The 1,460-nt window shown below is 67.3% G+C and carries 1 protein-coding gene; it reads right to left on the bottom strand.

The window, feature by feature from the left end:
• Nucleotides 1–23: 23 nt before the first annotated feature.
• Nucleotides 24–1,214 carry an IS110 family transposase gene (locus tag AB0N14_RS40100; protein WP_366030607.1) on the bottom strand — a complete coding sequence of 397 codons (1,191 nt, stop codon included), beginning with the start codon at nt 1,212–1,214 and terminating at the stop codon, nt 24–26.
• Nucleotides 1,215–1,460 lie beyond the last annotated feature (246 nt).

The following is a 1,460-nucleotide window of genomic DNA, read 5'->3' as shown; positions in this document are numbered from 1 at the left end:
CGATCCACCTCCTAATGAGGTTGTCAAGCCGCAGCAGTGACGGGGAGGTTGCTTTGGTAGCACTGTCCGTCACGGATGAGAGCCCACAGGACGTTCACGCGTCGCCGGGCCAGGGCGAGGACGGCCTGGGTGTGCCGCTTGCCTTCGGCGCGCTTGCGTTCGTAGAAACGACGCGACTGGTCGCAGCTGCGGATGCTGATCAGCGCGGAGGTGTAGAAGACGCGTTGCAGCCCGCGATGATAGCGCCTGGGCCGGTGCAGGTTGCCGCTGATGTTGCCCGAGTCCCGGGGGGCCGGAGCGACTCCGGCAAGGCTGGCCAGGCGGTCAGCGGTGCCGTAGCGGCTCATGTCGCCAGCGGTGGCGGCAAGGAACTCGGCGCCCAACAGTGGGCCGATGCCGGGCATGCTGGAGATCACTTCGGCGAGTTCGTGGTCGCGAAACCGGGCCGCAATGAGCTTGTCGATCTCGGTGATCTGCTCGCTGAGGCTCATCACCTCCTTGGCTAGGGTGTGGATCACCTGCGCCGTGATCTTCTCCCCGGGGACGGCGGTGTGCTGGCGCTCAGCCGCTTCCAGGGCGACCTCGGCCAGGGCTTCGGGACTGCGGGCGTTACGGTTCCGCAGCCAGGTCTCCAGGCGCCTGCGGCCGGTTCGACGCAGAGCGGCCGGCGTCTGATAGCCGGTCAGCAGAATCAGCGGCCCGACGTTGCCCAGGTCGAGGACTCGCTCCAAGGCCGGGAAGATGCTGGTGAGTTGGCCGCGCAGGCGGTTGATCCGACGGGTGCGGTCGGCGTTCAGGTCGGCCCGACGGCTGGTGAGGATCCGCAGTTCGATGGCGTGCTCGTCGTCCGGCTTCAGGACGGTCAGGTCCCGGCGCATCCGGGCCTGGTCGGCGATGACGGTGGCGTCCTTCGCGTCGGTCTTGCCCATGCCCCGGTAGCCGGCCGAAGCCCGGTTAACCGCCAGGCCGGGTATGTAGACGAGGTGCTGGCCGTGGTCGAGCAAGAGGCTGATCCACAGTGCGGCCATGCCGTCGGCGACGTCGACCGCCCAGACCACGTCCTCGTCGAGGGCCAGCACATCGGCGAGCAGGGCCAGCAGCTCCGGCTCGTCGTTCAAGACCCGTCGCGACAGCAACCGTGCGCCCTCCGCGTTGAGGACCACGCAGTGGTGATGGGTCTTGCCGATGTCCGTACCCGCCCAGATCTGGGCCACCTGTTCCTCCGGTCGTTCGATGACACTCTGTTCTCCCGGACGACCTCGCCGGCGTGGTCCTACTCAGCGATCCGCTCGAAGGCGTTCGCAGCTCCTAATCAGCGGCCGAGTCGTCGTGAGACACCGGGCGGCCAGGTGGATGGAACCATCGAGGGCAACCGCTTGGAAGCCATACCCGGTGTCTCTGGGTCTCTGGACCTTACGACGGCCCGTCCAACCCACGAACAAGGTAGGACCGCTTGGGCA

This window comes from Streptomyces sp. NPDC051104, from assembly GCF_040682835.1.
GTDB lineage: Bacteria > Actinomycetota > Actinomycetes > Streptomycetales > Streptomycetaceae > Streptomyces > Streptomyces cynarae.
This window is presented reverse-complemented; position numbering and strand designations above follow the sequence as displayed.